Origin of the sequence: Nocardia sp. NPDC060220, assembly GCF_042727815.1 — a bacterium.
GTDB lineage: Bacteria > Actinomycetota > Actinomycetes > Mycobacteriales > Mycobacteriaceae > Nocardia.
Window position 1 is genome coordinate 1 of sequence record NZ_JBHWZY010000847.1, and the last position, 2,894, is coordinate 2,894.

Consider the following 2,894-nt stretch of genomic DNA (forward strand, 5'->3'; position numbering starts at 1 on the left):
GTGTATGCGATCCCTTCGACCACGGCCTCGGCGGGATCGGTGAGATGGTCCAGATGCTCGGCGAGGACATCGAGAAATCGACCCGTTTCCGTCAGGGCCGTGGCGGTCAGCAAAGCGTCGGCATTGGCGAAATACCGGTACACGGTTTGACGGGTGACGCCGAGGTCGCGGGCGATCTCGGCCATGGTGAAATCCCCGCCGCTGCGTTCGATGGCCACACGGGCGGCGCCGATGATGCGCGCGATGGCTTCGGTGTCATCGGCGGGAGTGGTCCCCGACCAGCCGTGCGTGCGCATCGATTCCTTCCGGGCCGGTGATCGTGTTCTGCCGACCCTATCGTCTGCGCCGAGGTCGACGAGCGTCCCGTTCCGTCGAAATTGACCATACAGTTGGCTAGATATGTATGGTCAACTCATGACCACTCAGATCGAACCCGGCGCCGCCGGGCTGACCGAGGACCTGACCCGCCGCGCCTTGGGGTTGGTGCTCGATCACACCACCGATATGGCGCCCGCTCCGCTGCGAGTGCCGCTGCACTACTACAGCGACCCGAAGATCGCCGAGGTCGAGCAGACCCAGATCTTGCGCCGCACACCGCTGATGATCGTGCCCTCGGCGCGCATCCCCGCACCGAACGACTACGTGGTGCGCACCGTGCTCGAAGATTCACTGTTGGTCACCCGCGACCGTGATGGCACCGCGCATGTGTTCCTGAACTACTGCCGCCACCGCGGCGCGCAACCGGCATGTGGCTCGGGCAATGCCACCCGCTTCACCTGCCCCTATCACGCATGGACCTACCGCAACACCGGCGAACTGGCCGGGGTGCCCGGTAAAGAGGGCTTCACCGGCATGGACCGCGCCGGCTACGGATTGGTCGAGCTACCCAGCCAGGAACGCCACGGGTTCATCTGGGCAGTGCTCTCTGCCGAGGGCTCGATCGACATCGACGCCCACCTCGGCGCGATGGGACCTGAACTGGCGCAGCTGAACTACGCTTCCTACGGCTACCACGACGAGCGGGAATTCACGTCCGAAGTCAGCTGGAAGGGCGCACTCGAGGCTTTCGCCGAGAGCTACCACTTTCCCTTCGTGCACGGCCAGAGCGTGATCGGCCAGAACACTGTGGCCAACACCTCCACCCACGACGCCTTCGGCCGCCATCACCGTATGGGATTCCCGTTCAACTGGATCACCGCGCTCGAGGCCGATCCGAGCGGATCGTGGGACCCGCTGATGAATATGGGCGTCATCTACTGGATCTACCCGAACCTGGTGCTGGCCAACAGCCCTGTCGGTGTCGAGATCCTCGACATGCTGCCCGCCGGCGCCCCGACCCGCTGTACCGTCCGCCACAGCTGGATGGCCAAGATCCCCGCCACCACCGACGAGCAACGCGCCGTCTACGACGACATCTACGCCCAAGTCCATGCCGCGGTCCGCGACGAGGACTTCGCCATGCTGCCTCAATGCGGCGAAGGAGTTCGCCGAGGCCAGCACGATCACATGATCATCGGCCGCAACGAAATCGGTGTCCAGCACATGATCAGAACCCTCGCCGCCGAACTCGGCATCGCACTGGACTAACGGCGAGACAGGAACGCCGATGACCACCCAAACCCACCCCGGCCTGTCAGAGGCTCATCCGGGCTCCGCGGCGGTGACCCCGCGCCGGGCGAGGCGCTGGCCGAGGCTGTGCGCGCTGCGGCTTTGCGTGACGGTCGTCGGTATCGAGCGTGACATGGTGCGCCGGGCGGCACTGGCGAGCTCGGGCCGGTCGCGATAGGCCGAAGGTAGGCGGCGATGCCGGGCTCCGCCCTATCGAGGCCCGGGCATGCATGTCGTGGTCGGCTAGCCGAGGCGGAATCCGGCTCGTTTCGAGTTGCCCGGACGGCTGAGGTCTTTCGGGAGTTCGTCGAAGAACTCCGAGTCGACTCGTGGTCCGATGTGTCTTGACGGTCAGGACGACTGCACGATGAGCGCCTGCGCTGAGTCGAGAGTTCAACGCGCGCATGCGTACCAGCGACCGGAGCAGCGGTATTGTCGCCGGCATGTGGGGGTGCGTGATCTGCGACAAACACAACGGGACCGGACCACTGGTGAGCCCGGTGATCCACATCGACGACTTCGTGGTGGTGACCCACCGGCCTGCCCATGGCGAGTGGGTCCGGCCGGGCTACCTGTTCGTCGAGCCTCGTCGTCACGTTGCGAGCCTCGATCTGCTGGATGACGCTGAGACGGTCGCGTTCGCTCGCGCTGTCCGCTCGTCGATCGGCGCCCTGCGCCAGGTTCTCGAACCCACCCACGTCTTCACGTTCGTCGCGGGACTGAGCGCGGCCGGTGTTCACCTTCACCAGCACATTTTCACCCGACCTGTCGGTACTGGACGAGGTGTACCGTGGCACAACGTCGATTCTCCGGACGCGCCTCAAATCCCTGCCTCCGGACTGGGTGCGCTCTGTGTGGAGCTGGCTGCGGCGGTGCGGGGCTAGGGCGTACCCGAGGCCGAACGCAGCGCCCGCCGACCCTGTGTATCGCCCTGCGAGCGGCGCCCCAGAACATTCGACCAGTTTCTCGCCGACCATCAGCCGGCAACCGCCGAGCCCCACTAGCGTTGCGTCGGCGAAGGCTGTGTCGAGCGCCGGGTGCCCTCGATCAACGACGCGCAGCATGCAACGACATGCCATGGTTTCAGTGAGAAGGAGCGATGTGAACGGCGGCTGCCTCTGCGGGAATATTCGGTTCTCCGCGACCGGCGATCCGGACTTTCCTCATCTTTGCTCGTGCGAGCACTGTCAGAGGCTTTCAGGGGCTCCGGTGATGTCGTGGGTGTCCTTCCCGGAGGAAGGATTCGCGTGGACTGGTCGAGGCGGCGAACCGACCTGGTTCGAGAC

4 protein-coding genes are annotated in these 2,894 nt (G+C 65.3%); 3 read left to right on the top strand and 1 reads right to left on the bottom strand.

All coding sequences use genetic code 11. The features are described 5' to 3' along the window. The coding region (locus ACFWF3_RS30600; protein WP_379317172.1) for a TetR/AcrR family transcriptional regulator at positions 1-296 on the bottom strand (296 nt) is incomplete at its 3' end. 118 nt (positions 297-414) lie between these two features. Here ACFWF3_RS30600 and ACFWF3_RS30605 point away from each other — a divergent pair. The 3 genes from ACFWF3_RS30605 to ACFWF3_RS30615 all read left to right on the top strand — a co-directional run bounded on the left by ACFWF3_RS30605 (position 415) and on the right by ACFWF3_RS30615 (position 2,492). Continuing rightward, the gene (locus ACFWF3_RS30605; RefSeq protein ID WP_378992761.1) at positions 415-1,587 is read left to right on the top strand and encodes an SRPBCC family protein; all 1,173 of its coding nucleotides are present in this window, start codon (positions 415-417) and stop codon (positions 1,585-1,587) included. A gap of 19 nt (positions 1,588-1,606) precedes the next feature. Beyond that, positions 1,607-1,786, top strand: coding sequence for a hypothetical protein (locus ACFWF3_RS30610; RefSeq protein WP_379317174.1), 180 nt, complete (start codon positions 1,607-1,609; stop codon positions 1,784-1,786). A 322-nt stretch (positions 1,787-2,108) separates the two neighbouring features. After that, positions 2,109-2,492, top strand: coding sequence for an HIT family protein (locus tag ACFWF3_RS30615; RefSeq protein ID WP_379317176.1), 384 nt, complete (start codon positions 2,109-2,111; stop codon positions 2,490-2,492). The last annotated feature ends 402 nt before the right edge of the window (positions 2,493-2,894 follow it).

What these genes read in the sequence shown, in the direction of transcription:
- ACFWF3_RS30610 (WP_379317174.1), top strand. Translation starts at nt 1,607, where the DNA reads ATGACCACCCAAACCCACCCCGGCCTGTCAGAGGCTCATCCGGGCTCC.
- ACFWF3_RS30605 (WP_378992761.1), top strand. Translation starts at nt 415, where the DNA reads ATGACCACTCAGATCGAACCCGGCGCCGCCGGGCTGACCGAGGACCTG.